This window comes from Bradyrhizobium sp. UFLA05-112, from assembly GCF_053572325.1.
The window spans coordinates 1-25,747 of record NZ_JBANBK010000106.1; the positions used below are offsets into that span (position 1 = coordinate 1).

Below are 25,747 nucleotides of genomic sequence, written 5' to 3' on the forward strand. Positions count from 1 at the left end.
GGCGTTCGAGGGGTGTCCACACCCTCACCGCCGCTTACCCCAGTCGCCGCTTACCCCATAGCATCTGGATCGCCCGCCCCAGTGCGCAATTGCGCACAAGGCGGGCGATGACACCGAGATCGGCGATAACAGAGAACGTGTGGCGCGTGCCGCCTACGTCACCACCACGCGCTTTGGCTCGACAATCTCGAACATGCGCGGAAATTCGTCCATCAGGGCCATCAGCTCGGCGAGGCGAAGCGCGTTGCCCGACAGCTTGATCTTGCCGGCGGCAACTGCCTCCGGAAATGTCGTGAGCTTGGCAATCACCTCGTCGAGCGTGGAACGGGAGAGCGTGAAGCTGGCGTCGGCTTTTTCCGACTGCGTGTCTTCGGTGTAAGTGAGCGCGGAATTCTCGAGATTGAGCGCGAAGGTCTCGCCGGTGTCGGAAAAGCTCCAGTTCAGCACGATGTGCTTGCCCTCCGCTTTCGGCCCGTTGAGACGAATGCCGAGCACGTCCCAGAGCTGTGAAGTGCGAAGTGCGGCCAGCGTCTCGCGCGGCATCGGCGGGCGTGGCGGGGTCTTCGGCATGCCCTGGCGCAGCTCCTGCGCGCCGAACAGATAGGCGTTGCGCCAGGTCGCGCTTTCCGCGGCATAGCCGAGCTGCTCCAGCGTGTCGGCGAGTAGGCTACGTGCCGCCACATGATCCGGCTCGGCGAAGACGAGGTGGCTCAGCGCCTGCGCCACGAAGCGAAACTCACCCTTGTCGAAGTCCTTCCTGGCTCGTGCGAGGATCGCGTCCGCACCACCCATATACTCGACATACTTCCTGCCGGATTCGACCGGCGGCAGCGGATCGAGATTGACGGGGTTCGCATCGTACCAGCCGAGGTATTTCTGGTAGATCGCCTTCACATTGTGACGGATGTGGCCGTAATAACCGCGGCCGTGCCAGGCGCCTTCCAGACTTTGCGGCAGCTTGATCGTCTCGGCGATCTCGGCTGCGGTCAAGCCGTGATTCATCAGGCGGATGGTCTGGTCATGCGCGAACTTGTAGAGGTCGCGCTGCTGGCGGATCATGGTGTCGATGCGCTCGCGCCCCCACACCGGCCAGTGATGCTGGCCACACATCGCCTCCGCCTTGCCGCCCCACAGAGAAAGCGCCTCATTCAGGTATTTCGACCAGGCCAGCGCATCGCGCACGTCGGCGCCGCGGAACGGCAACAGATTGTGGAAGTTATGCGTGCAGTTCTCAGCTAAGTTCAAAACATTGTAGCGCGGGATGAAGAAGTGCATCTCGGCCGGTGCCTCGCTGTTCGGCGCCATCTGGAACTCGAATTCGACGCCGTCAATCACCCGCGTGTCGCCGGTCGCCATGATCAGGTCGGTCGGACGCAGCAGCGCCACTGAACCAGCCGCCATCGACTTGCCAAGACCGCAATCGACCTGCCCGCGCGGCCCCTTGGTGAGGAACGGCCCGAACTGATATTGCGCCCGGCGCAGCATCGCGGGGCCAGCGATGATGTTCTCGGAGACCGCGTGCTCCATGAACATGTTCGGCGCGATGATCGGCACGCGGCCCGTGGCGAGCGCGTCCTCCTCCAGAACGCCGCGCGCGCCGCCCCAGTGATCGGTATGGGTATGGGTGAAGATGACCGCTGCGACAGGCCGTAGGCCGCGATGCCTGAAATAGAGATCGAGCGCGGCGCGGGCGCCTTCGATCGAGGTCAGGGTATCGACCACGATGACGCCGCTGTCGCCTTCGATCAGCGTCATGTTGGCGATGTCGAGCCCGCGCACCTGATAGACGCCGGGCACCACCTCGAACAGGCCGTGGTGCATGTTGAGGCGCGACTGGCGCCACAGGCTCGGATTGACCGTCGGCGGCGCCGGCTCGGCCGACAGGAAGCTGTAGGGCTCGAAGCTCCAGACCGTCCGGCCTTGCGGGTTGGTGATCTTCGCATTCTCGATGGTGCCTAGAAAGCCGCGTGTAGCGTCTTCGAAATCCCGCGTGTCGGAAAACGGCAGCGCGCTCAGCATCGCCTCGTGCTGCGCGATGACGGGCGACGTTGCATCTTTCGGCTCGCTGCTCGCGATCTCGGTCATCGGGCCGGCTCCCTCCTGATTTGGTCGGGCGCCATCTAAGCGCATTCGCGCGCTGGTTCCAACAGCCCGCGACCGGCAATGCCGGTCGCTACGTCTGCGACGCCTGATCCTAGTGCATCCCGAGCACTCTTGGCAGGAACAGCGTCAGCTCGGGCCAGTAGGTCACGACGACCAGGAAGGCGAGCATCGTGAGCAGCCACGGCATGACGGCCACCGCGAGCTCGGTGATGCGCATTCGCGCGATCATCGACGCCACGTAGAGATTTAACCCGACAGGCGGGTGGCAAAGGCCGACCTCCATGTTGACGTCGATGACGATGCCGAAATGAACGAGATCGATGCCGAGCTTCTTCGCCGCCGGCGCGAGGATCGGCGCCATGATCAGGATGATCGAGTTCGGCTCCATGAAATTGCCGGCGAGCAGCAACAGCACGTTGACGACCAGGAGGAAGCCGACCCAGCCGAGATTCTGTGCCGCGATCCAATCGGCGAGCGTTGCCGGCAGGTTCTCGTTGGACAGCACGAAGGAGAACAGCACCGCATTGGTGACGATGTAGAGCAGCATCGCGCTGGTGTTGGCGGCACGGAGCAGCACGCGCGGCACGTCCTTCATCCCGATCGCCTTGTAGACGAAGACCGAGATGAAGAAGGAATAGACCGCCGCCATCGCGGCCGCCTCGGTCGCGGTGAACAGGCCGCTATAGATGCCGCCGATGATGATGACGACCAGCATCAATCCCCAGATGCTCTCACGGAAGGTGCGTACCGTCTCACCCCAGCTCGCCTTCGGGAGGCGCGGATAGTCGCGCTTGCGCGCAAGCCACCAGGTCACGATGCACAGCATCGTGGTCAGCATCATGCCGGGCAGCAGGCCGGCGACGAACAGCGCGCCGATCGAGGTGTTGGTCGAGACCGCGTAGACGATCTTCGGGATCGAGGGCAGCATCAGGATGCCGAGCGAGCCGGCGACCGTGATGATACCGGCGCCGAAGCGCATGGGATAGCCGTGGCGGACCATCTCGGGCAGCACGATGGCGCCGATCGCAGCCACCGTGGCGACGCTCGAGCCGCACACCAGCGCGAACATCGCGCAGGCGACGATGCCGGCAAGGCCGAGACCGCCATGCCAGTGGCCGATCAGCGAGGTCGCGAAATTGATCATGCGCCGCGCCACGCCGCCATGGGTCAAAAAGTTGCCGGCGAGGATGAAGAACGGGATCGCCATGATCTCAAAGCTCTCGATGCCGGTGAAGAGCTTCATCGAGACGGCCTCGATCGGCACCGCCGTCAACGTGAACAGGAACGTCATCACGGTGAGGCCGAGCGCGATCGAGACCGGGATGCCCGTCAGCATCAGCGCGATCAGCAGTGCAAACACGGTGGCGGCGCGCATCCAATGCGGAAGCACGATGACGCCGGACTTTTCGGCAAGGCACAGCGCGAAGATCAGGATCGGCGCCAGAATCAGGATCACGCCGAGCGGCGAGATTTTTCGCGAAGCCGCTTTCGTCGCAGCGCCGGCGGGCTGCGGATGCAGCGCCGGGGAGCCGTCGGCCTGCACGCCCTCGACATGGGTCTCGTCGTGATGCGGCAGCTCGCCGGTCCAGAAATAGAACCAAGCGACCTGGAGGAAGCGGAAGCACATCAGGCCGGAGCCGAGCGGGATCGCCAGATAGACGATCCACATCGGCGCTTCCAGGTCGTTCGACTGCTGTCCGGTGTGGAACATCTCGCCGACGAAGGAGGCGCCGAAGGCCGCGATCATGCCGGTGAAGATCGCGCCGCAGAGCAGCGCGAACAGGATCACGTGCTTGCGGGAATGTTCGGGCAGGCGGTTGACGAGCAGGTCGACGCCGACATGGATGCCGGTGCGCACGCCATAGGCTGCGCCAAACTTCGCCATCCAGATGAACATGTAGATGCAGAGCTCCTGCGCCCAGGACAGGTCGAGCTCTGAGAGGAAGGTGAACAGGCCCTGCGCCATGGCGGCGAGCCAGGTAAGCCCGTGCGCAGTCGCCCATCTGGCGAGAGCGATCGATTCGCCGGCACCGTAGCGATGCAGCACGGCAATGAAGATCAGGCCCGTTGCAGCCGCAATGAGCGTCGCGATCAGCCACTCTTCGAGATAATTGAGCGCACGATTGAGCACGCGAAGCAAATCAAGTCCCCCTATCAGACCGAAACGGCCGGGAGTGCGTTCACTCCCGACCGTTCTTGTTGTTGTTCTACGCCAGGCCGCGTCAGTTCATCTTGACGTCGAGTTCCTTGGCGACGAGATCGAGCACCTCCTGCCCGACCCGGCCCTTGGCCCATTTATATGTCGGCTGCATCGCCTCCTGCCACGCCTTGCGGTCGGCATCGGAGAGATAATGCAGCGTGGTCTTGCCCGACTTCTTGATCTCGGCGAGCGCGTCCTCGTTCTCCTGGCGCGCGATCGAGTTGGTGTAGTCGGTGGCCTCCGCCATCGCCTTCTCGAGCTGGGTGCGGATGTCCGGCGGCAGGCCGGACCAGAATTTCGAATTGACGATCACTGCGTATTGCAGATGCGCGTGATAGGACACAGTGATGTCCTTCTGCACCTCGTAGAACTTCTGCGTCAGGTAGTTCGAGGCCGTGTTCTCGCAGCCGTCGACAACGCCGGTCTGCAAGGCCTGATAGACTTCGGAGAACGCCATGATCTGCGGGATCGAGCCGACGAGACGGAAATACTGGTCGGCGATTTTGGAGCCGGAGATGCGGAACTTCAGCCCCTGGAAGTCGGCGGGCTTCATCAGCGGACGGCTTGAGGACACCATGTGGAAGCCGTTGTCCCAATAGGCCAGACCAGTGATGCCTTTTGCCTCCAGTTTCTGGAACAGCCACTTGCCAACGGTGCCCTTCATGGCGGCGGCGTAGGTCTCGTCGTCCTTGAACAGCCAGGGAAGGTCGAGCGCCTCGAACTCCTTCACCCCGAGCGGCGCGAATTTCGCGGTCGAGGGCGCGAGCATCTGCACCGAACCGAGCTGGAGCGCCTCGATTTCCTCCTTGTCCTTGTAGAGCGAGGAGTTCGGATAGACCTCGATCTTGACCTTGCCGTCGGTGTATTTCTCGGCGAGCTCCTTGAACTTGAGCGCGCCCTTGCCCTTGGGCGTATCGTTGGCGACGACGTGGCTGAACTTGATGACGATCGGGCTCTGGGCCTGCACCGCAGCAGGGGCCAATATGAACGTCGAGACGAGCGCAGCCGTGGCGGCCGCAAGCAGCAGTTTGCGCATTAGGTACCTCCCAACAACCTTTAGGACCGGTTCTTTTTGGTTTTCCAGTCCCTTTAGTGGCAGCAAACCACCAGGCGAACAACTAGACCTAAGCCCAATTTGCCGCAGCCAAATCACCTTGACGGCTTTTGTATACGCAAGTTTGCGCCCGCTCCAGCCCCGACGGGCGAGCGCTTATGTCGCATCGGCGAACGAAGTTAACCCTTGCGCTGGGCGACCATGAACAGCCGCCGGAACGGAAACAGCGTCTGCCCCGCCGCATTCTTCGGGTAGGCCTTCGCGACGCGCGTTCCATAGTCGGCCTCGAAGGCTGCCTTCTCTTCGCCCTGCAGGACGTCGAGATAGCGCGTCAGCCAGGTGCCCTTGGTCCATTCCTTGACGGGATTTTCGCCTTCCAGGACCTGGAGATATTCGGTCTCCCAGATGTCGATATTGGCCGACATCGGAGCGAGAAGATCGTGATAGAAGGCCGGTCCCTCGACCGGCGGCGGGGTGACGAGATGCTCGACCTTGGCCCGCCACGGACCGTTCAGCGCGGTCTCGCCGATCAGCACATGCGAGGGCGCGGTGAAGTTGCGCGGCATCTGCACCGCAAGCATGCCGCCGGGGGTGACCTTCTGCATCAGCGAAGGAAAGAGTGCCGCATGATTGGGCAGCCAGTGCAATGCGGCATTGGAATAGATCAGGTCGTATTGCTTCGGCGGGCGCCAATGGCCGAGATCCTCATGTGACCATTCCACCTCCGGCGCCGCCATGCGGCCGGCGGCGACCATCTCGGCCGAACCCTCGACGCCGGTGACGGCAGCATTCGGCCAGCGCTCCTTGATCAGTTTCGTGACGTTGCCGGCACCGGCACCGAGATCGGCAATATCAGAGACGGCAAAATCCGGGATGCGCATCAAGAGATCGACCGCCGGCCTCAAGCGGTGGCCGGAGAATTTCAGATATTGCTGCGGATCCCACACCATCTTCGCGAACCTGTTTTTCGTGTTTCCTTCGCCTTGGCTCTTCGTTACCACTGCTCGTCCCGGTCGGGCAAATCGCTTCCGGGACAGGTTGGAAACGAACCGTAAGCACAACAAAAGCAAACAAGAGAGCGTATGACCATGGACCTCGGGCTCAAGTCGAAAACCGCAGTCGTCACCGGGGCGAGCATCGGCATCGGCCGCGCCATTGCCAAGGGCCTTGCCACTGAGGGCGTGCGCGTGGTGGCGGTGGCGCGGCGCAAGGACCTGCTCGACCAGCTCGTGCAGGAGACAGGCGCGGGACTGGTCACGCCGTTCGAGCAGGATGTGATGGCCAAGGACGCCGCCGAACGGCTCGCCGCCTTCGCGCTCAGGGAGCTCGGCCATGTCGACATCCTCGTCAACAATGCCGGCGGCAGCCGTCCGCTGCCGGTCGATGCGCCCGACAGCAAATGGGACGAAGCGATCGCGCTGAATTTCACCAGCTACCGCCGCATCGCGCATGCGCTATTGCCGCAGATGATGGAGCGCAACTGGGGCCGCATCATCAACATCACCGGCAAGTCCGAACCGGAAGGGCTGAACGCCGCCTTCGCCGCCAAGGCCGCCGTGCATGCCTGGGCCAAGGGCCTGTCGCGCGAGATCGGCAAGCACGGCATCACCATCAACTGCATCCCGCCCGGCCGCATCATGAGCGAGCAGATCCGCCGCAACTATCCGGCTGATTATCGCGAGCGCTTTGCGGAGGAGGAGATCCCGGTCGGCTATTGGGGCGAGCCGGAGGACCTCGCGGCGCTCGCGGTGTTTCTCGCATCACCCGTGGCGCGGTACATCACGGGCACGGTGATCCCGGTGGATGGGGGGCTGCGGAGGTATCAGTTCTGATCTGATCGCCGAGAGCGCACCCGCCGCCGCGGCGGCGGTGCGACCTCCGGCAAAAAACCGAAAAACAACCCCATGCAAAGTAGAAACGCGGTGGCCGGATGACGCGTTGCCCCTCCGCGCTACATTTGACACGTCGAGCAAATCACCAGCAATCTGCGATCATCGCACCATTCCGGAGCGAGCAGCTCCACGATCAACCCGGAAGCTTCCCTCACCCCGCCCGCAAGATCTCCGCGATCGCGGCACCCGCCGCGATCGTGCCAAGCTTGCCACCGACGTCGCGCGTCGCCTTCCCCTGCTCAATCGCTTTTTCTACCGCCGCCTCGATCGCGTTGGCGGCCTCCTCACAGCGAGCCGCACCGCTCCTCTCGCCGTGCCAGGCCAGCAGCAGTGCGGTCGACAGGATCAGCGACACCGGATTGGCGATATCCTTTCCTGCGATATCGGGCGCTGAGCCGTGCGCGGCCTGCGCCATGGCATGGCGGTCGCCGACATTGAGGGAGCCGCCGAGGCCGAGGCTGCCGGACAACTCCGCGGTGAGATCGGACAGGATATCGCCGAACATGTTGGTGGCGACGATCACATCGAAGCTGCCGGGGTTGCGCACGACATGCGCCATCATGGCGTCGACCAGGACGTCGTCGACCTCGAGGCCAGGATAGTCCCTCGCCGCCTCGCGGCAGATGTTCAGAAACATGCCATCGCCGATCTTGAGCACATTGGCCTTGTGCACGATGGTGAGATGCTTGCGCCGCTTCATCGCGAGCCGGCAAGCAGCGTGCGCGATGCGCTTGCAGCACAACCGCGTGATCCGGCGGAGCGAGATCACGACATCTGATGTGACCAGCAGTTCGCCATTGCCCTCTTCCATGTTGCGGTCGGCATAAAAGCCTTCGGTGTTCTCGCGCACAACGACGAGATCGAAATCGCCGAGCCTGCCGGGCCGCCCCTGATAGGTGCGCGCGGGGCGAATGTTGGCGAACAGATCGAGGTTCTTGCGGAAGTAACGCGACGGATTGATCTCACCGCGCGCCTCGTCCTTGAAATCGAAGGTCGCGGTCGGCCCGAGAATCAAGCCATCCGCAACTCGCACCACGTCCAGGAGCTCGGGCCGCACCGTCGTGCCGAACTGCGCAAGGCTGGCGTGGCCGATGGCATGCTCCTCGAGCCTGAGATTGAGCTGGAAGCGTTCGGACGCCACCCGCAGCACGCCCGTGGTCGCGGCCGTGATCTCCGGCCCGATGCCGTCACCCGGCAGAACCACAATTTGCATCGGTCATTCCTCTCAAGCCAGCTCGGTCCGATCATACGCCATGGCGCGCAATCATCGCCCGATCTTCGCGCATAGCCGTATGCAAGCATATGCCTGTGGCACGCAGCGCGGCCGTAGTACATGCCGGAAGCAACACTCAACCCACGCTTTGCGGAGACAGCGCAGGCAATGACAATCACGTCACCTGCGCTCACGAAGGAGCCCGAACGTCCCATCGCCGACGGCCTGCCGGCCGAACGCCGGCGCTGGGCGGTCGCCGCGATCTTCACAGCGCTTGCGATGGCCTCGCTCGATACCGCGATCGCCAATATCGCCCTGCCCGCCATCGCGGCCGATCTTCATGTCAGTCCCGAGCAGGTGGTCTGGGTGGTCAACGTCTACCAGATCGCGCTGGTCGCGACGCTGTTGCCACTGGGAGCGCTCGGCGAGATCGTCGGCCATCAGCGCATCTATCTCGGCGGGCTTCTCCTGTTCACGATCGCATCGCTGCTCTGTGCGGTGGCCTGGTCGCTGCCGAGCCTGCTGGTGGCGCGCACGCTGCAGGGCCTCGGCGCCAGCGGCATCATGAGCGTCAACACGGCTCTCGTGCGCTTCGTCTATCCCGGGCGGATGCAGGGCCGCGGCTTCGGCCACAACGCGCTGGTGGTCGCGACCGCCTTCACAATCGGGCCGTCGATCGCGTCCGCGATCCTCGCCCTCGGGCCGTGGCCCTGGCTGTTCGCGGTCAACATTCCCTTTGGCCTCGTCGCCATGGGCATCGGCTTTGCGATGCTGCCGAAGACGCCGCGCGCCGATCATGGCTTTGATTTCCTCGGCGCCGTGCTGGCGGCGATCTGCCTCGGCCTTTTCATCACCGGCATCGGCAGCGCGGCGCATAATCTCTCCCCTCGCCTCGTCGCGGTCGAGCTGGTCACGGCGCTCGTGATCGGCTTCATCCTGACGCGCCGGCATGCCGACCATCCCGCGCCGATGCTGCCGATCGACCTGTTCAGCCGTCCGATGTTCGCGCTGTCGGCCGCGACCGCGGTCTGCTCGTTCGCCGTGCAGGGCCTCGCCTTCGTCTCGCTGCCGTTCTATTTCGAGGACGTGCTGGGACGCTCCCAGGTCGAGACCGGCTTCTTCATGACGCCGTGGCCGCTGGTGGTCGGCATCATGGCGCCGATCGCGGGACGCCTCTCCGACCGCCACGCGGTCGGACTGTTGGGCGGCATCGGGCTCGTGCTGCTCGGCATCGGCATGGCGCTCTTGGCGACGCTTCCGGCCAATCCTTCCATCCTCAACATCATCTGGCGCATGGTGATCTGCGGCATGGGGTTCGGCTTCTTCCAGGCGCCGAACATGAAGGCGGTGATGTCAAGCGCACCGCCGCACAGAAGCGGCAGCGCGAGCGGCATTGTCGCCACCGCGCGCCTGACCGGACAGACGACCGGCGCGGCGCTCGCTGCGCTCTGCTTTGCGCTTGCGGGGCATGACGGCGCGACCGTCGCCCTGGCGCTCGGCGCCGGTTTCGCCGCGCTCGGCAGCGTGATGAGCTTCCTCAGGCTGGCGGTGAAATAGGCTGCGACGCGGACGCGACCGTTGCCGGGATCGGCATTTGCTCGTCCAAAGCAGCCAGGCGCGCATCGATGGCGTCGATGACCCGCCGCGAGAACGGCCCGAGATGCGCATAGGCCGCGATCATCGCGACCGCGACCCGGGCCGACGACGTGTCGCGCTTGGCGCAACTCAGGAAGGTTTTCCAGAGCGGGCCGTGCGCTTCGGGAATGGCTGACGTCACGCGATGCACGGTTTCCAGTGCACGTACCTTGTTGCGAATGTCGCCCTCGGGAAGCTCCGGCCGCTGCCGCGAGCGGTCGAGCAGCGTCATCAACCGGTCGATACGACTCGCATAGGCAGCCGGGTCATAGATCTTCTCCAGAACTTGCCTGTAGTCCGTCAGGATGTCGCGCAGCGGGCGAACCGGGTCGAAATTGATCCCGGCGGTGCACTGATCGCCACCGCTCATGGTCGATGCCGCCGAATCGTGGTTCGGCCGCAGCCGGCCTTCGCGGGCGAGACGTCGCGTCAGCTGCGTATTGGGCAAGGCAAAGAGCAGCCCGACCATGCAGACCGGAATGGCCGCGTCCTCGATGAACTCGATCATGGCCTCGGCCATCGAGACCTTCTCGCTGTCGAAGCCCACGATGAAGCCGGCGGTGACAAGCATCCCTGCCCCGTAGATCTTATGAATGCTCTCGGCGATATTGCGCCGCGTGTTCTGCTTCTTGCGCATCGCGACGAGGGTCGCCGGGTCTGGGCTTTCGATGCCGACGAAGATGCCGAAGAAATTGGCCTTGGCCATCATGTCCAGGAGTTCCGGATCATCGGCGAGGTTGACCGAGGCTTCGGTCGAGAATTCGAAGGGATAGTCGTGCGCGCGCTGCCATGCGGCGAGCTCGGGAAGGAACAGCTTGAGCGACTTCTTGTTGCCGATGAAATTGTCGTCGACGAAATCGAGATGGCCGCGGTAGCCCATCCGGTACAGCGTCTCGAGCTCGGTGAACATCTGCTGTGTCGTCTTGGTGCGCGGGACGCGTCCGTAGAGCTCGATGATGTCGCAGAACTCGCAGGTGAAAGGGCAACCGCGCGAATACTGCACGCCGAGATAGAGGTAGTCCTCGAATTTCAGGAGGTCGAAACGCGGCACGGGCGTCCTGGTCACGTCGGCCTGGAATTTCGGCGCGGTGAAGACGCCCGATCGCGCGCCGCTCTCCCAGGCGGCGACGAACTCGCCGATAACGCTCTCGGCCTCGCCCAGCACCTGAAAGTCGGCTCGCGCGTAGAGATGGGGGCTCGATGTCGGATCGGGGCCGCCGACGACGACGGGCTTCGTTTTTGCGCGGCAAAGCTCGATCAGCCGCAGCGTATCGGTTTGTTGCGGCAACATCCCGCCGGTGAAGACGACGTCCGCCCAGTCGAGATCGTCATCGCCAAGCGGCGTGGTGTTGCAGTCGATGAGACGTATCGTCCAACTCTCGGGTAACATCGCCGCGACGGTGATCAGCCCCAGGGGAGCTGCGGGTCGCCGGACGCCCATCAATTTGCAGGACTCGCCAAAACTCCAGAACGACTCCGCGGTGAACAGCGGATAGAGCATGAGCACGTTGCAAGGCCGCGGCACGTTCATGGACCCCCCTAAGGCTTTGTGCGGAGTGTATCAAAACACGCCCGTCTTGCACCCCTACAAGCGGAACTAACTCTCACTTTCTGTTCCAGTGAGAGTCAAACGCTGGAATTGTCATCAGCCGGGCGTCGTGACAGGCCGCTTTGCCGACGTTTCGGGACGAAGCGAACGACTCACCGGCGCCGGCATCCTCGGGGAACTCATCCGCGACCAAAGTCTATTCCGCCGGCGCTCGTTCAGGGGGAACCGAGCGGCGGCAATAGGCTTTTCCTGAGGGTATCCTCACGCGCAGGAGGTGTGTCATGAGCAAGTGGCAAGAGCGCGAAACGGTCCCCGATCTCTACAACCTGTTTCTCGCCGCCGTATTGTTCTTATCGCCGTGGCTGTTCAGGCTCACCAACGAGCAAGGCAAGGTTGACCTCTGGGTCACGGGCATCATCATCGGTTTGGTCTCGCTGGCGGCCGTCATCACCTATCGGGATTGGGAGGAATGGCTCAACGTCCTCATGGGAGCCTGGCTCATCGTTTCGCCCTGGCTCCTCGGATTCCCGCATACGCGGGCCATGCACATCAGCATCGGAATAGGTGTGGTCGTCGTGCTTCTGGCCCTGCTCGATCTCTTCCTCCACTACGAGAAGAGGCACCCGGAGGAATTTGCTTCGCCCGGCGGACAGGAAGGACCTCACCAATAGAGTGCGACGCAGCGCGACACGGCCCGGGACGTCATGAGTTGTACGCGTATTTCCAGTGCGCATCCCGCATAGCCGTTCGCGTGGCCGCAACACCGCGCAAGCGGCAATCTTCCTGCCGACCAGCAAAATTCTTCGGCCCAACCCCAGATTGTTGATTTGAAACGGTTCCGTTTGCCGGACAAATTGCGCGCCTTGGGCCTCATCGGTGGATGGGCCAATCAGGGGACTGCGATGGCAAACCTTACGATCAACGGAAAATCAATCACTGTCGACGTCGAGCCGGATACGCCGCTGCTCTGGGCGATCCGCGAGAACGTCGGCCTGACCGGCACCAAATATGGCTGCGGCATCGCGCAATGCGGCGCCTGCACCGTTCACATCGACGGAGTCGCGATCCGCTCCTGCGGCGTCGCGGTCAGCGAGGCCATGGGCAAGCAGATCACCACGATCGAGGGGCTGGCGAGCGGCGGCACGCTGCACAAGGTGCAGCAGGCGTGGATTGCCCATGACGTACCGCAATGCGGCTATTGCCAGAGCGGCATGATCATGGCGGTCGCGGCGCTGCTCAAGGAGAAGCCGAAGCCGACCGACGTCGATATCGACGAGGCCATCACCAATATCTGCCGCTGCGGCACTTTCCAGCAGGTGCGCGAAGCGATCCACACGATCGTGAACGCTTGAGGAGGCGGCCATGAACGAGCACGTTTCACCCGCGATGAATCGCCGTGCCTTCGTCATCGGCACCGCCGCGATCGGCACCGGCCTCGCACTCGGCCTCGACATTCCCTTCGGCGGTCCTGCCGTGGTCCGCGCCGCCGACGGCTCGCCCGAAGTGAACGCCTGGGTCGTGGTGCGGCCCGACGACACCGTGGTGATCCGCATCGCCCGCTCAGAGATGGGCCAGGGCTCGCTGACCGGCCTTGCGCAGCTCGTGGCCGAGGAACTGGAATGCGACTGGTCGAAGGTCACGACCGAATATCCAACACCCGGCCAGAGTGTCGCCCGCAAGCGCGCCTGGGGCGATTTCTCGACCGGTGGCAGCCGCGGCATCCGCAGCTCGCAGGACTACGTGCGCAAGGGGGGCGCCACGGCGCGCGTGATGCTGATCCAGGCCGCGGCCAATGAGTGGAAAGTGCCGGCGTCCGAATGCACCGTCAGCAAGAGCGTCATCACCCACACGCCGTCGGGCCGGACCACTACCTATGGCAAGGTCGCCGAAGCCGCGGCGAAGCTGACGCCGCCGACCGAGGTCAAGCTGAAAGATCCAAAGGACTGGACAATCGCAGGCAAAGGCTTGCAGCGGCTCGACACCGCCGACAAGACCACCGGCACGATGACTTACGGCATCGACGTCAAGCTACCGGGCATGCTGAATGCCGCGATCAAGGACTGTCCGGTGTTCGGCGGCAAGGTGAAGAGCTTTGACGAAGCCAAGATCGCCGGCATGAAAGGCGTCAAGAAGGTCGTCAAGGTCAGCGACAGTGCGGTCGCGGTCGTTGCCGATACCTGGTGGCACGCCAAGACTGCCCTGGAAGCGCTGCCGATCGTATGGGACGAGGGCGACAACGCAAAGGTCTCCAGCGAGTCGATCGCGAAGTGGCTGGCCGAGGGCCTCGACAACGAGCAGCCGGCCTATGTCGGCAACAAGAACGGCGACGCCAAGACGGCGATTGCAGGCGCCGCCAAGAAGGTCGAGGCCATCTACAACTATCCCTACCAGAACCACGCCACCATGGAGCCGATGAACGCCACTGCGCTCTACACGGCGGACAAATGCGAGGTCTGGTGCGGCACGCAGAACGGCGAGGCCGCCTTCGCGGCGGTGCTGGAGGCCTCTGGCCTGCCGGCAGAGAAGTGCGACGTGCACAAGCTGATGCTTGGCGGCGGCTTCGGCCGGCGCGGCCAGACCGACTATGTCCGCCAGGCGGTCGCGATCGCGAAGCAGATGCCGGGCACGCCGGTCAAGCTGTTGTGGTCGCGCGAAGAGGACATGGCGCACGGCAGGTATCATCCGATCACCCAGTGCAAGATGACCGGCGCGTTCGATGCCGACAACAATCTGGTCGCGCTGCACTACCGCCTCTCCGGGCAGTCGATCCTGTTCTCGCTCCGACCCGAGGCGCTGCAGAACGGCATGGATCCGGCCGCGTTCCAAGGCGTCGCCCAATCAGGCGAAGCCGCGTTCGGCTATTCGGTGCCGAACCTCCTGATCGAGCATGCGATGCGCAATCCGCACGTCCCACCCGGCTTCTGGCGCGGCGTCAACGTCAATCACAACGCGATCTACATGGAATGCTTCATGGACGAGTTGGCCCACGCCGCAGGCCAGGACCCGCTCGAATTCCGCCGCAAGCTGATGGGCAATCATCCCAAGCATCTGGCGGTGCTCAATGCCGTGGCGGAGAAGATCGGCTGGAGCAAGCCGGCTCCGCAGGGAGTCTATCGCGGCATCGCGCAGATCATGGGCTACGGCAGCTATGTTGCCGGCGCCGCCGAAATCTCGGTGACCGATGGCAGCAAGATCAAGGTGCATCGCATCGTCGCCTCCACCGATCCCGGATACATCGTCAATCCGGCACAGGTGGAACGCCAGATCGCGGGCTCCTTCGTCTTTGGCCTGAGCGCGCTGTTCTATGGCGGCTGCACCGTCAAGGACGGCCGCATCGAGCAAACCAACTTCGACACCTACAACTCGATGCGCATCAACGAGATGCCGAAGGTGGAAGCGGCAATGGTGCCGAGCGGCGGGTTCTGGGGCGGCGTCGGCGAGCCGACCATCGGGGTCGCGGCACCCGCGGTGCTCAACGCCTATTTCGCGGCGACGGGAAAACGCATCCGCTCGGCGCCGCTGCGCGACCAGAACATCACCTTCGCTTGAGAAGGCGCGGCTGTGGCGGCCCAAGGGCCGCCGCAGCATTTTCCGGATGACGCGCATGACGACCTACCCGGTGACACGGCGGAAAGCCGTCTTCGGCATCGCGGCCGCATCGCTGGCCCTGCCGGGGATTGCGCGCGCGCAAGGCATGGCGCGCCTCGTCGTGATCGGCGGCGGCTTCGGCGGGGCCGCCTGTGCCCGCGCGCTGAAGCGGAGCGAAACTGATTTGCAGGTCACACTGGTCGAGCCGAACAGCACCTTCACGGCCTGCCCGTTCAGCAACGCGGTGATCGCAGGCCTGCGCGAGATCGAGGCGCAGCAGTTCGGCTATGAGAAGATCGCCGCTGATGGTGTAACTGTCATCGCGCAAGCCGCGACCGCGGTCGATCCGCAAGCGCGGCGCGTTACGCTGGGCGATGGCTCATCCCTTCCCTATGACCGTCTCGTGCTTTCGCCCGGTGTCGACTTCCATTTCGCGGCCCTGCCCGGCTATGACGAAGCCGCAAGCCAAAAGATGCCGCACGCCTGGAAGGCCGGCGAGCAAACCATGCTGCTGCGCAGGCAATTGGAGGCGATGGAGGATGGCGGACTCGTCGCAATCGCGGTGCCCGCCAATCCCTCGCGCTGCCCGCCTGCTCCTTACGAGCGCGCCAGCCTGATCGCGCATTATCTCAAGACGCGGAAGCCCCGCTCGAAAGTCTTGATCCTGGACGCCAAGGACAATTTCACGCAACAGAAGCTATTCGAGAAGGCATGGGTGGAGCTTTACGGCGGCATGATCGAGCGCGTATCGCTGTCGCAGGGCGGCCGCGTCACCTCCGTCGATCCAGCGAGCAACACTGTCATCACCGAATTCGGCAATTACACCCCGCAAGTCGCCAACGTCATTCCGCCGCAGCGCGCCGGGCGCATCGCGGCGATTGCCGGGGTAGCGGATACGACCGGCTGGTGCCCGATCGATCCCATGACGTTCGAATCCAGGCTCCTGCCGAACGTCCATGTCATCGGCGATGCCTGCCTCGGCGGCGGCATTCCGAAATCGGCCTCAGCCGCGAGCGCGCAAGGACGGAGCTGCGCGAAGGCGATCATCGATCTCTTGGCTGGCCGAGCGCCACAGACACCGCGGCTGACCGGCGTCTGCTACAACACTGTCGCGCCCGCTTACGGCTTTTCGCTCGCCGGCAACTATCAGCCGAAGGGTGACATCTTTGCAGAAGTCGAGGGCGGCGCCACCAGCCCCCTCGACGCACCGCCCGAACGACGCGCCCGCGAGGCTGCGGACGCCGAGCGCTGGTTTCAATCCATCACGGCGGCGACCTTTGGCTAGAGCGATGCTCCATATCGCCGCGCTGATCGTGGCAAGCTTTGCGCTTTCCGCCGGCGCGAAGGCGCAGGCGCCGGTGTCCTATACCATCGTTGGCGACGGCATTCCGGAGTCGCTCACTGGTTCGCCCGGCGATGCGGCGCGCGGGCGCGCCTTGGTGCTCGATCGCAGCACGACCTGCATCCTCTGCCATTCCGGGCCGTTTCCGGAAACCCGGTTCCAGGGCGATCTGGCGCCTGATCTTGCAGGCGCGGGGAACCGCTGGTCGACAAGTCAGTTGCGGCTGCGATTGGTGGACGCATCGCAGTTCAACCGAAAGACCATCATGCCGTCCTACTATCGCACTGACGGGCTCGTTCGCGTCGGCCGCAATCTTGGCGGCAAGCCGATCCTGAATCCGGGCCAGATCGAGGACATCGTGGCCTATCTTGCAACGCTTCGGGACTAGGACAGGGAATGCCAAGCACACGTCGGCAATTATTGCACCTCACGGTCGCCGCCGCGACGATCCCCATCGTCACGGTCCGCCGGCTCGAGGCGACACCTGCGATGCTCAGCACGGCGATCCGCAACGTCGTTGGCGAAGCACAACTGCGCAGCGGCAAGATCAGGCTCGACATTCCGCCGCTGGTCGAGAACGGCAACACCGTGCCGATGACGGTCAGCGTGGCAAGCCCGATGACGGCAACCGACTACGTCAAGAGCATCCACGTCTTCAACGAGAAGAACCCGCAGCCAAACGTCGGCAATTTCCATCTCGGCCCATGGGCCGGGCGCGCGCAGGTCTCGACCCGGATCCGGCTCGCCGACAGCCAGAAGGTGGTCGCGATCGCGCGCCTGTCCGACGATTCCTTCTGGCAAGTTGCGGCCGATGTCGTCGTGACGCTTGCCGCCTGCACCGAGGAGGTGAACTGATGGCCTCGGCCCTGATCAACGTTCCCCCGAAAGCCAGGCGCGGCGATGTGATCGAGATCAGGACGCTGACCTCGCACATCATGGAGACCGGTTTTCGCCGCACGGCGGCCGGCGACCTCGTGCCGCGAGACATCATCACGACCTTTACCTGCCGCTACAACGGCACCGAGATCTTTCGCGCCGACCTCTTCCCGGCGATCGCAGCAAACCCGTATCTGTCGTTCTTCACGGTCGCCAGGGAGAGCGGCAGGTTCGAGTTCGAATGGATCGGCGACAACGGCTTTGTATCGACCGCGTCGGCGTCGATCACGGTCGAATGAGTCTTGCACGCACGATAGTCGCTACGATGATGCTGCTCGTCGCCGCACCTGCGCTGCTCGCCGGCGAAATCCCGCAGGATGAGCGCCGCTCCGGCTATTCCTTCATGGGACCCGACACGCGCGCGATGCAGGACGACGATACGTCCAATCCAGGCATGCTGTTCGTGATGGACGGCGAAACACTGTGGAAGACGAAAGGCGGCAGCGCCGGCAAGGCGTGCGCCGATTGCCATGGCGATGCGCGCGAGACGATGAAGGGCGTCGCCGCGCGCTATCCCGCCTTCGACAAGACGCTCGGTCGCCCCGTCACGCTCGGCCAGCGTATCAATCTCTGCCGCGCCAACCATCAACAGGCAACGTCGCTGCCTTACGAGAGCCGAGACCTGCTCGCGCTCGAAGCCTTCGTCGCGCACCAGTCGCGCGGGGTCGCGATCACGGCCGGCGACGATCCCGAGCTCCAACCGTTCGTAGACCAGGGCCGCGCGCTCTTCATGCAGCGACAGGGACAGCTCAACCTCGCATGCGCTAATTGTCATGACGACAACTACGACAAGCATCTGGCGGGCGCACCGGCCACGCAGGGGCAGCCGACCGGCTACCCGCTCTATCGCCTGGAATGGCAGACGCTGGGATCACTGGAGCGGCGTTTGCGAAGCTGCATGACCGGGGTCCGTGCCCAAGCCTATGACTACGGCGCGCCGGAGCTGGTCGCGCTCGAGCTCTATCTGATGGCGCGGGCGCGCGGCATGCCCATGGAGAGCCCGGCCGTGCGGCCTTGATCCGCAGAGGAATATTAGGACTAGGCAGGCGCGACGCGGACGCTAGTATCCCCTCCCAAGAAACGAGTCACAGGGAGGACAGACGTGGCTGACCATCGTATTTCGCGCCGCACGCTTTTGCAGGGGACCGCTGCGGCTGGCGCGCTCAGCCTGACCGGATTCCCGGCTCATGCCGAGGTCAATTGGAAGAAATATGCCGGGACCAAGCTGGAGGTGATGCTCATCAAGGGCCCGCGCGGTGACAACCTGCAAAAGAACATCAAGGAGTTTACCGATCTAACCGGCATCCAGGTGGAATCGGAGCAAATTCCCGAGCAGCAGCAGCGCCAGAAGGTCGTCATCGAGCTCACCTCGGGCAGGCCGAGCTTCGACGTCGTGCATCTCAGCTATCACGTGCAGAAGCGGCAGTTCGAAAAGGCCGGCTGGCTTGCCGACATCACGCCCTTCATGAAGGATCCGACGCTGACCGCGCCCGATCTCGTCGAGAGCGATTTCTCGGCCGCAGGCCTGCAATACGCCAAGAACGACAAGGGCCAGATGCTGTCGCTGCCCTGGTCGGTCGACTATTTCATCCTCTACTACAACAAGGAGTTGTTCCAGAAGAAGGGCGTTGCAGTGCCCAAGACGCTGGACGAGATGGTCGCGGCCGCCGAGAAGCTTACCGATGCCAAGGACGGCATCTACGGCTTCGTCGGACGCGGCCTGCGCAACGCCAACATGACGTTGTGGACCAACTTCTTCCTCGACTATGGCGGCGAATTCCTCGACGCCAAGGGCAACATCCTGACTGACGGCCCCGAAGCCGTCGCGGCGACGAAGCTTTACCAGACGCTGCTGACGAAAGTCGCGCCGCCCGGCGTCGCCGGATTCAACTGGATGGAGTCGATGGCCTCGTTCACGCAAGGACGTTCGGCGATGTGGATCGACGGCGTCGGCTGGGCGCCGCCGCTGGAGGATCCCGCCGCCTCGCGCGTCGTCGGCAAGGTCGGCTACACCGTCGTGCCTGCCGGGCCGAAAGGACAGTACTCGGCGACTTACGGCGACGGCATCGGCATTCCGGCGGCGAGCAAGAACAAGGAAGCGGCCTATCTGCTCTGCCAGTGGGCGGTTTCGAAGGCGCAAGGCGCGCGGCTGTTGCAGGCCGGCGGTGGCGTGCCGTTCCGCAACTCGATCCTGAACGATGCCGAGGTGCAGAAGGGCGTCAAGATGCCGGCGGAGTGGCTGCAATCGGTGATCGATTCCGCCAAGATCAGCAAGCTCGGCCTGCCCGTGGTGATCCCGGTCGCCGAATTCCGTGATCTCGTCGGTGCCGCGATCACCGCGACCCTGGCCGGCGCCGATCCCGCGACCGAGCTGAAGAAGGCCCATGAACAGTACCGACCGATCCTGGAGCGTAGCGAGAAAGCGTGAGTGCGTTGACACAAACTAATCCGGCCGCGGCACAATCGGATGCCGCGCCGGAGAAGGAGTTGCGGCCACCGTCCTACTGGCCGTTCGTGGTGCCGGCGCTCGTCGTCGTGCTCGCCATCATCATCTTCCCGTGGCTGTTCACGATCTGGATGAGCCTGAACGAGTGGAAGGTCGGCTCGCCGACCACCTTCGTCGGGCCTTCAAATTATCTGCGGCTGACGAGCGATCCGCGCTTCCTCGAGTCGGTGGGCCACACCATCGTCTACACCGTGCTGTCGGTGGTGCTGCCGCTGGTCCTCGGCACGCTCTCGGCCGTGGTGTTTCACCAGAAATTCCCGGGGCGCGGCTTCCTGCGCGGCGTCTTCATCATGCCGATGATGGCAACGCCCGTGGCGATCGCGCTGGTCTGGACGATGATGTTTCATCCGCAGCTCGGCGTGCTGAATTACCTGTTGTCGCTGGTCGGCCTGCCGGCGCAGCTCTGGGTGTTTCATCCCGCAACCGTCATTCCCTCACTGGTGCTGGTCGAGACCTGGCAGTGGACGCCGCTGGTCATGCTGATCGTGCTCGGCGGTCTCGCTGCGATCCCGACCGAACCTTACGAAAGCGCGCAGATCGACGGCGCCAATCTCTGGCAGGTGTTCCGCTTCATCACCCTGCCGCTGATCATGCCGTTCCTGTTCATCGCCGGCATGATCCGGATGATCGACGCGGTGAAAAGCTTCGACATCATCTTCGCCATCACGCAGGGTGGACCGGGCTCGGCGTCGGAAACCATCAACCTCTACCTCTATAGCGTCGCCTTCACCTACTACGACCTCGGCTACGGTTCGGCGATCGCGGTGGTGTTCTTCCTGCTCATCGTCGCACTCGCTGCCCTGATGCTTTACATGCGCCAGCGCATGCTATGGACCGAAATCGCGAGGGGCGCATGACCCCACGTCAGATCCTTGGCCAAATCGGCCTCTGGTTTTCGGTCCTCGTCATCGTGTCGCCGGCGATCCTGTTCTTCCTGTGGATGGCCTCATTGTCGCTCAAGTTCGAGGTCGACAATGCCGCCTACCCGCCGGTGTTCATCCCCGAGCATATCGCCTGGAAGAACTATGTCGACGTGCTCGCCTCCAACCGCTTCCTGACTTATTTCTTCAACAGCCTGATCGTGACCGGCAGCGCGACCGCGCTGGCGCTGATCGTCGGCGTTCCCGCCGGCTACGGCATCGCGCGGATGGCCGCGCACAAATCCGCGATCGTGATCCTGATCGCCCGCATCACGCCCGGCCTGTCCTACCTGATCCCACTGTTTATCCTGTTCCAGTGGCTCGGATTGCTCGGCACGCTGGTGCCACAGATCATCATCCATCTCGTCGTGACGGTGCCGATCGTGATCTGGATCATGATCGGCTATTTCGAGACCACACCGATGGAATTGGAAGAGGCAGCGCTGATCGACGGCGCGACACGCTGGCAGGTGTTCAGCCACGTCGCTCTTCCGATCGCGAAACCCGGCATCGCCGTCGCCTTCATCCTGGCCGTGATCTTCTCCTGGAACAACTTCGTCTTTGGCATCGTGCTGGCTGGACGCGAGACGCGCACCCTGCCCGTCGCCGTCTACAACATGATCTCGTTCGACCAGTTGAGCTGGGGCCCGCTCGCCGCCGCAGCGCTGATCGTCACCTTCCCGGTGCTGCTGCTGACGGTGCTCGCGCAGCGGCAGATCGTCGCCGGACTCACTGCGGGAGCAGTGAAAGGCGGATAAGCACCTTTCATCGCCACCTGACCAAGCCGAACGAGCGATGAGGCGATCCGCCGCGCACGCAGCAATCATCCCGAGGAAGAAAAGATCCGGACCATGGGACCAAACACAGGCGACGCCGACCACGCCAAGCGCAGCCACGCGATGTCCTGCGCGTCGAAAGCCGCAGCCAGCCTGGCCCTCTGCGCGATCGTGTTGTCCGTGAGCGGCGGATCATCGACAGCGGACGAGGCGCTTCAAGGCCCCTGCGCGAGTCTTTCTGGACGAACGATCCCGGCTCGACTGATCGGGCTTCCCAGCGGGGACGCCACTGTCACGTCGGCCAGCTTCACGCCGGCGGCGGCGGCAAAGGCGGCCGCTCCCGCGACGCCGGACTTCTGCAAGGTGACGGGCACCATTGCGCCGATCGACCCGGCTGCACAACTGATCAACTTCCAGCTCAACCTGCCGGCCGCGTGGAATGGCAAGCTCTTGCAATATGGCGGCGGTGGTTACAACGGCACTCTGGTGAGCGGCCTTGCCCCCTTGCGCGATGCGGCCCCCGACGATGCGCTGCCGCTGACGCGCGGCTATGCCACGCTCGGCACCGATTCCGGGCATCAGGCCGCGAGCTTTGCGCCCGACCGCATCGGCAAGTTCGGCCTCAACGACGAGATGCTGACCAACTACGGCTATGCTTCCTACAAGAAGGTGCGCGATGTCGCCGTCGCGCTCATCGGCGCGCTCTATTCGAAACGCCCGGCCAGGATCTACTATTTTGGCGGTTCGGAGGGCGGCCGCGAGGGGCTCACGATGGCCCAGCGTTTTCCGGCCGATTATGACGGGATCGTCAGCGTAGTACCCGTTGTGCAGCTCTCGATGCTGTTCCAGTCCTACATCCCGAACAATCTGCCGCAATTCAGGGGTGGCTGGCTCAACCCGGCCAAGAGCGAGACGCTCGCGAAGTTCGTCGCGAATGCCTGTGACGAGCTCGACGGCTTGCGTGACGGCATCGTCAGCAACTATCTGGCCTGCCAGCCAAAGGTGAACGTGCGGGCGCTGCGTTGCCCGGAAGGGGCGGACGCCGGCGACGGCTGCCTGTCCGACGCGCAGATAGCAGCGGTTCAGACCGTGCACGCACCACATCCGTTCCCCTTTCCGATGGCGAACGGCGTCACGACCTATCCTCAATGGCTTTACGGCAACGAGATTACACCGGACCCACAGCGGATGACCATGACGCGCTGGGTCATGGGAACGGCGGCGCCGACGGAGCAGCTCGATGTCGCCACGGTGTCGCAGCACTGGCTGTACGGCAGCAATGCCGTACGCTTCTTCCTGACGCGCAACGACAAATTCGACGTGCGTACCTATCGTCCGGAAGACTTTCGGGCCCGCGTCGAGGAAGTGTCGAAGATCCTCGATTCCACCGATCCGGACTTGTCGGCCTTCTTCGCCCATGGCGGCAAGCTGATCCTGCGCGAGAACATGGCCGACCTCGCACAAAGCCCGCTCGCCGGGATCAACTATTTCCAGTCCGTCGTGGCGCGGCTTGGTGAGGCGACGGTCGAGGCTTCAGCACGGCTCTATGTCTCGCCCGGCTCGACCCACACGGGGCAAGGCACGAGCGTGCTGGACGGCTCCGCGATCCCGACCATGGTCGACCTGCTCGAACCGCTCGACCGCTGGGCGAGCGACGGCGTCGCGCCGGCTGACGCACTGGTCCAGACGTCGAAGGAGCCGGCGCCACCCTTCACGCTGAAAGCAGCCCGGCCGATGTGCCGCTATCCGAACTATCCGCACTATACCGGCGGCGAGAAGGCGGCGGCCGAAAGCTACATCTGCAAGGTATCGACGCCCTGACAAACGGGCGGGCGGCGATCGGCCGCGGGCGCCTTCTCGCTCTAGTCATACCGCCGCCGGCGCGCTCTACCTGGCGTTGACGCAAAGTTTGCACGGGCATATGCTACGATATGTAGCGCTACTTGATGTGACGCGCCGAACCACGAGAGACGTCAGATGTCACCTCGTCCCCTGATCCCGCGCCGAAAGCTGTTTGGCAATCCGACCTACGTCGGCGCCAAGTTATCGCCGGATGGCAAATTGCTGTCCTGGCTCGCCCCTGTCGACGGCGTTCTCAACATCTGGGTCTCGCCCGTCGATAGCATTGCGGCAGGACAGCCCGTGACGCGCACCAGGGGCAGACCGATCAACTGGCAGGATTGGAGCCCGGACGGCCGCTACATCATGTTTCTCAACGATGAGAACGGTGACGAGAATCTGCACCTGTTCGTCGTCGATCCCAACACTCTGGAGCTCAGGGATCTCACGCCCTTTGCCAATGTCCGCGCTTTGCCGACCTATTGGTCGCGCGTCGTCCCCGACAAGATCGCCATTGGTCTCAATGATCGCGACGTGCGATGGCACGATGTCTTCCTGCTCGACCTTGCAACCGGCGAGCGCACCCTAGTCTGGGAAAATCGCCAGGAGTTCGACCACGTGGGGCTCGACTGGCAGTTGAGGCCCCGCCACGGCCGCAGCAACGCGCCCGACGGAGGCACGCGGCTTTGGCGCCTCGATGACGGGAAACTCACGCATTGGCGCGACGTCCCGTTCGAGGCCTTTGCGAGTACGCGGCTCTGGACGTTCGATGCTGCCGGCGGCCACCTTCATATGAGCTCGAGCCTGGAGCGCGACAAATCGGCGCTGGTGCGGATCGACTGGGCGACGGGGGAAGAGCGCGTCCTGTTCAAGAGCGACAGCGCCGACGTAACCGGCGCCATCTTCAACGCCCGAACGTTCGAACCGGAAGCGGTTTGCATCGACCCCGGCCGGCAGGAATGGACGGCCTTGACACCGGCGGTGACGAGCGAACTCGACCTGATCCATGCGGAGCTTCCCAGGCATGCATTTCACCTCGAGAGCCAGAGCATTGACGGCCGTCGGTGGATCGTGGGCAGTCATGCACCGGAGCAGCCGGTCACCTATCATCTCCTTGACCGCGACAGGCAATATCTCACCGAGCTGTTCACCGCGCGGCCGGAGCTGAAGTCGTATCGGCTGGCGCCGATGCAGGCGGTGCAGGGCAAGTCGCGCGACGGCCTCACCCTGGTCTCTTACCTAACGCTGCCCGCGGATATCGACGGCGACCGCCCACCCCGGCCGCTGCCGATGGTCCTCGTCGTCCACGGCGGTCCCTGGGCTCGCGATATCTATGGCTATCGTCGCGATCACCAGTGGCTGGCCGATCGCGGTTACGCCGTGCTGTCGGTGAACTATCGCGGCTCGACCGGCTTCGGCAAGGCGTTCGTCGCAGCCAGCGAAAAAGAGCACGCCCGCAAGATGCACGACGATCTCATCGACATGGTCGATTGGGCGATCGCGGAGGGCATCGCGCAGAAGGACAAGGTCGCGATCTTCGGAATGTCCTACGGCGGATTGGCTTCGTTCGTCGGCGCGACCTTCACGCCGGAGGCGTTCTGCTGCTCCATTCCGGTCGTCGGCATTTCCAATCTCAAGACGCTGCTGGAATCGATGCCGCCCTACTGGGCCGGCTTCGCAGAATTCATGTATCGCAGCTACGGCGATCCGCGCACCGAGGAAGGCCGCAAGCTGCTTGCGGAGCGCTCGCCGATCAACAAGGTCGACAACATCAAGAAGCCGATGCTGATCTTCCATGGCGCCAATGACGTGCGATGCAAGGTGGCCGAAAGCGACACCATCGCCGCTGCCATGCAGGCCAAGAACATTCCGGTGACCTACATCGTCTATCCCGACGAGGGACACGGCTTCCAGAGACCCCCCAACCAGTTTTCCCACCTCGCCATCACCGAGGCCTTTCTCGCACGCCATCTCGGCGGCGCCTGCGAGCCGGTCGGGCAGGATTTCGAAGGATCAAGTCACGAGGTTCGCGCGGGGGCTGATATCCTCTCCGATCTGGGCGTGGCCTGAAGAAAAGCGGCCGGGCGACATGGCGCCACCCGGCCGCGATCATGCTGGCTAAAGCGTGATGGCATTAAGTTCGATAGCCTGAATTTTTGAGGTAGTTGGCGCATTCCTCGGGGGTGAAGGCATC

At 63.7% G+C, this 25,747-nt stretch carries 21 protein-coding genes and 1 pseudogene; 15 read left to right on the top strand and 7 right to left on the bottom strand.

The window, feature by feature from the left end:
* Positions 1 to 153 precede the first annotated feature (153 nt).
* The 5 genes and pseudogenes from SO180_RS37250 to SO180_RS37270 form a co-directional block, all read right to left on the bottom strand.
* A complete protein-coding gene (locus tag SO180_RS37250; RefSeq protein WP_449383777.1) occupies positions 154 to 2,085 on the bottom strand; it encodes an alkyl/aryl-sulfatase in 1,932 nt (643 codons plus the stop codon).
* 109 nt (positions 2,086 to 2,194) lie between these two features.
* Positions 2,195 to 3,478, bottom strand: a complete 1,284-nt coding sequence (locus SO180_RS37255; protein WP_449383796.1) for a TRAP transporter large permease — start codon at positions 3,476 to 3,478, stop codon at positions 2,195 to 2,197.
* Positions 3,479 to 3,715: 237 nt separating this feature from the next.
* Positions 3,716 to 4,069 (bottom strand): annotated as a pseudogene (locus SO180_RS37260) (TRAP transporter small permease); the annotation flags it as partial.
* Between the two features lie 256 nt (positions 4,070 to 4,325).
* Entirely contained in the window at positions 4,326 to 5,339 is a 1,014-nt protein-coding gene (locus SO180_RS37265; RefSeq protein ID WP_449383778.1) for a DctP family TRAP transporter solute-binding subunit, read from the bottom strand.
* Positions 5,340 to 5,536: 197 nt separating this feature from the next.
* Positions 5,537 to 6,307: a methyltransferase domain-containing protein gene (locus SO180_RS37270; RefSeq protein WP_449383779.1), complete on the bottom strand. Its 771-nt coding sequence runs from the start codon at positions 6,305 to 6,307 to the stop codon at positions 5,537 to 5,539.
* A 138-nt stretch (positions 6,308 to 6,445) separates the two neighbouring features.
* Between SO180_RS37270 and SO180_RS37275 the strand changes: the two genes are divergently transcribed.
* Complete coding sequence (locus SO180_RS37275) at positions 6,446 to 7,189, top strand: SDR family NAD(P)-dependent oxidoreductase (protein WP_449383797.1); 744 nt, start codon at positions 6,446 to 6,448, stop codon at positions 7,187 to 7,189.
* 211 nt (positions 7,190 to 7,400) lie between these two features.
* On the opposite strand, the gene SO180_RS37280 is transcribed toward SO180_RS37275, so the two are convergent.
* On the bottom strand, positions 7,401 to 8,462 hold the full coding sequence (locus tag SO180_RS37280; protein WP_449383780.1) for an isocitrate/isopropylmalate dehydrogenase family protein: 1,062 nt from the start codon (positions 8,460 to 8,462) through the stop codon (positions 7,401 to 7,403).
* A 168-nt stretch (positions 8,463 to 8,630) separates the two neighbouring features.
* Between SO180_RS37280 and SO180_RS37285 the strand changes: the two genes are divergently transcribed.
* Positions 8,631 to 10,019, top strand: coding sequence for an MFS transporter (locus tag SO180_RS37285; protein ID WP_449383781.1), 1,389 nt, complete (start codon positions 8,631 to 8,633; stop codon positions 10,017 to 10,019).
* Here the strand turns inward: SO180_RS37285 and SO180_RS37290 are convergent.
* Positions 10,000 to 11,628, bottom strand: a complete 1,629-nt coding sequence (locus SO180_RS37290) for a B12-binding domain-containing radical SAM protein (RefSeq protein ID WP_449383782.1) — start codon at positions 11,626 to 11,628, stop codon at positions 10,000 to 10,002. The two genes, SO180_RS37285 and SO180_RS37290, sit on opposite strands and share 20 nt — an antisense overlap.
* Before the next feature lie 299 nt (positions 11,629 to 11,927).
* Here SO180_RS37290 and SO180_RS37295 point away from each other — a divergent pair, with 299 nt between their 5' ends.
* From SO180_RS37295 to SO180_RS37355, 13 genes are all read left to right on the top strand, one after another.
* Entirely contained in the window at positions 11,928 to 12,317 is a 390-nt protein-coding gene (locus tag SO180_RS37295; protein WP_449383783.1) for an SPW repeat protein, read from the top strand.
* Positions 12,318 to 12,548: 231 nt separating this feature from the next.
* Complete coding sequence (locus tag SO180_RS37300; RefSeq protein ID WP_449383784.1) at positions 12,549 to 12,998, top strand: (2Fe-2S)-binding protein; 450 nt, start codon at positions 12,549 to 12,551, stop codon at positions 12,996 to 12,998.
* 10 nt (positions 12,999 to 13,008) lie between these two features.
* A complete protein-coding gene (locus tag SO180_RS37305) occupies positions 13,009 to 15,195 on the top strand; it encodes a xanthine dehydrogenase family protein molybdopterin-binding subunit (RefSeq protein ID WP_449383785.1) in 2,187 nt (728 codons plus the stop codon).
* Positions 15,196 to 15,241: 46 nt separating this feature from the next.
* Positions 15,242 to 16,519, top strand: a complete 1,278-nt coding sequence (locus tag SO180_RS37310) for an FCSD flavin-binding domain-containing protein (protein WP_449383786.1) — start codon at positions 15,242 to 15,244, stop codon at positions 16,517 to 16,519.
* A complete protein-coding gene (gene soxX, locus SO180_RS37315; RefSeq protein WP_449383787.1) occupies positions 16,512 to 16,964 on the top strand; it encodes a sulfur oxidation c-type cytochrome SoxX in 453 nt (150 codons plus the stop codon). The genes SO180_RS37310 and soxX overlap by 8 nt, the downstream gene beginning before the upstream one ends.
* An 8-nt stretch (positions 16,965 to 16,972) precedes the next feature.
* The gene (locus SO180_RS37320) at positions 16,973 to 17,431 is read left to right on the top strand and encodes a SoxY-related AACIE arm protein (protein WP_449383788.1); all 459 of its coding nucleotides are present in this window, start codon (positions 16,973 to 16,975) and stop codon (positions 17,429 to 17,431) included.
* Positions 17,431 to 17,751 (top strand): thiosulfate oxidation carrier complex protein SoxZ, encoded by a 321-nt coding sequence (gene soxZ, locus SO180_RS37325; protein ID WP_449383789.1) that lies wholly within the window; start codon positions 17,431 to 17,433, stop codon positions 17,749 to 17,751. Before SO180_RS37320 ends, soxZ begins: the two co-directional genes overlap by 1 nt.
* The gene (gene soxA / locus SO180_RS37330; protein ID WP_449383790.1) at positions 17,748 to 18,530 is read left to right on the top strand and encodes a sulfur oxidation c-type cytochrome SoxA; all 783 of its coding nucleotides are present in this window, start codon (positions 17,748 to 17,750) and stop codon (positions 18,528 to 18,530) included. Before soxZ ends, soxA begins: the two co-directional genes overlap by 4 nt.
* An 84-nt stretch (positions 18,531 to 18,614) precedes the next feature.
* Entirely contained in the window at positions 18,615 to 19,940 is a 1,326-nt protein-coding gene (locus SO180_RS37335) for an ABC transporter substrate-binding protein (RefSeq protein WP_449383791.1), read from the top strand.
* Positions 19,937 to 20,875 carry a carbohydrate ABC transporter permease gene (locus tag SO180_RS37340; RefSeq protein ID WP_449383792.1) on the top strand — a complete coding sequence of 313 codons (939 nt, stop codon included), beginning with the start codon at positions 19,937 to 19,939 and terminating at the stop codon, positions 20,873 to 20,875. Before SO180_RS37335 ends, SO180_RS37340 begins: the two co-directional genes overlap by 4 nt.
* On the top strand, positions 20,872 to 21,696 hold the full coding sequence (locus SO180_RS37345; RefSeq protein WP_449383793.1) for a carbohydrate ABC transporter permease: 825 nt from the start codon (positions 20,872 to 20,874) through the stop codon (positions 21,694 to 21,696). Before SO180_RS37340 ends, SO180_RS37345 begins: the two co-directional genes overlap by 4 nt.
* A 93-nt stretch (positions 21,697 to 21,789) precedes the next feature.
* A complete protein-coding gene (locus SO180_RS37350; RefSeq protein ID WP_449383794.1) occupies positions 21,790 to 23,535 on the top strand; it encodes a tannase/feruloyl esterase family alpha/beta hydrolase in 1,746 nt (581 codons plus the stop codon).
* 156 nt (positions 23,536 to 23,691) lie between these two features.
* Positions 23,692 to 25,623, top strand: coding sequence for a S9 family peptidase (locus SO180_RS37355; RefSeq protein WP_449383795.1), 1,932 nt, complete (start codon positions 23,692 to 23,694; stop codon positions 25,621 to 25,623).
* Positions 25,624 to 25,747: the final 124 nt, after the last annotated feature.

Coding starts and splice junctions, on each gene's coding strand:
- SO180_RS37250 (WP_449383777.1), bottom strand. CDS start 2,085: ATGACCGAGATCGCGAGCAGCGAGCCGAAAGATGCAACGTCGCCCGTC.
- SO180_RS37310 (WP_449383786.1), top strand. CDS start 15,242: ATGACGCGCATGACGACCTACCCGGTGACACGGCGGAAAGCCGTCTTC.
- SO180_RS37285 (WP_449383781.1), top strand. CDS start 8,631: ATGACAATCACGTCACCTGCGCTCACGAAGGAGCCCGAACGTCCCATC.
- SO180_RS37300 (WP_449383784.1), top strand. CDS start 12,549: ATGGCAAACCTTACGATCAACGGAAAATCAATCACTGTCGACGTCGAG.
- SO180_RS37355 (WP_449383795.1), top strand. CDS start 23,692: ATGTCACCTCGTCCCCTGATCCCGCGCCGAAAGCTGTTTGGCAATCCG.
- SO180_RS37320 (WP_449383788.1), top strand. CDS start 16,973: ATGCCAAGCACACGTCGGCAATTATTGCACCTCACGGTCGCCGCCGCG.
- SO180_RS37265 (WP_449383778.1), bottom strand. CDS start 5,339: ATGCGCAAACTGCTGCTTGCGGCCGCCACGGCTGCGCTCGTCTCGACG.
- SO180_RS37280 (WP_449383780.1), bottom strand. CDS start 8,462: ATGCAAATTGTGGTTCTGCCGGGTGACGGCATCGGGCCGGAGATCACG.
- SO180_RS37295 (WP_449383783.1), top strand. CDS start 11,928: ATGAGCAAGTGGCAAGAGCGCGAAACGGTCCCCGATCTCTACAACCTG.
- SO180_RS37275 (WP_449383797.1), top strand. CDS start 6,446: ATGGACCTCGGGCTCAAGTCGAAAACCGCAGTCGTCACCGGGGCGAGC.
- SO180_RS37350 (WP_449383794.1), top strand. CDS start 21,790: ATGGGACCAAACACAGGCGACGCCGACCACGCCAAGCGCAGCCACGCG.
- SO180_RS37270 (WP_449383779.1), bottom strand. CDS start 6,307: ATGGTGTGGGATCCGCAGCAATATCTGAAATTCTCCGGCCACCGCTTG.
- SO180_RS37305 (WP_449383785.1), top strand. CDS start 13,009: ATGAACGAGCACGTTTCACCCGCGATGAATCGCCGTGCCTTCGTCATC.
- soxZ (WP_449383789.1), top strand. CDS start 17,431: ATGGCCTCGGCCCTGATCAACGTTCCCCCGAAAGCCAGGCGCGGCGAT.
- soxA (WP_449383790.1), top strand. CDS start 17,748: ATGAGTCTTGCACGCACGATAGTCGCTACGATGATGCTGCTCGTCGCC.
- SO180_RS37290 (WP_449383782.1), bottom strand. CDS start 11,628: ATGAACGTGCCGCGGCCTTGCAACGTGCTCATGCTCTATCCGCTGTTC.
- SO180_RS37345 (WP_449383793.1), top strand. CDS start 20,872: ATGACCCCACGTCAGATCCTTGGCCAAATCGGCCTCTGGTTTTCGGTC.
- SO180_RS37255 (WP_449383796.1), bottom strand. CDS start 3,478: ATGCGCGCCGCCACCGTGTTTGCACTGCTGATCGCGCTGATGCTGACG.